Origin of the sequence: Rhodococcus sp. F64268 (genome assembly GCF_023015605.1) — a bacterium.
Classification (GTDB): Bacteria; Actinomycetota; Actinomycetes; order Mycobacteriales; family Mycobacteriaceae; genus Rhodococcus.
In genome coordinates, this window is sequence record NZ_JALKAI010000045.1 from 1 (window position 1) to 323 (window position 323).

Below are 323 nucleotides of genomic sequence, written 5' to 3' on the forward strand. Positions count from 1 at the left end.
CCCGCCGCAGCAACCCCCGCCCCGTCGACCAGCAACGGCTCGGGCACCCCCGTCACCATGCCCGCACTCGGCGAATCCGTCACCGAAGGCACCGTCACCCGCTGGCTCAAAGCCATCGGCGACGAAGTCGCTGTCGACGAACCCCTCCTCGAGGTCTCCACCGACAAGGTCGACACCGAGATCCCGTCCCCCGTCGCCGGAATCCTCACCGAGATCTCCGCGCAGGAAGACGACACCGTCGAGGTCGGCGGCCAACTCGCTGTCATCGGCTCCGAGGCCCCCGCGCAGCAGACCGCAGCAGCACCGGCCGCACCGGCCCCCGC

General features: G+C 71.2%; 1 protein-coding gene. It reads left to right on the top strand.

Annotation, left to right across the window (positions count from 1 at the left end):
* Nucleotides 1-323, top strand: a 323-nt coding sequence (locus MWU77_RS24475; RefSeq protein ID WP_308198877.1) for a biotin/lipoyl-containing protein, incomplete at both ends; no start/stop codon positions are given.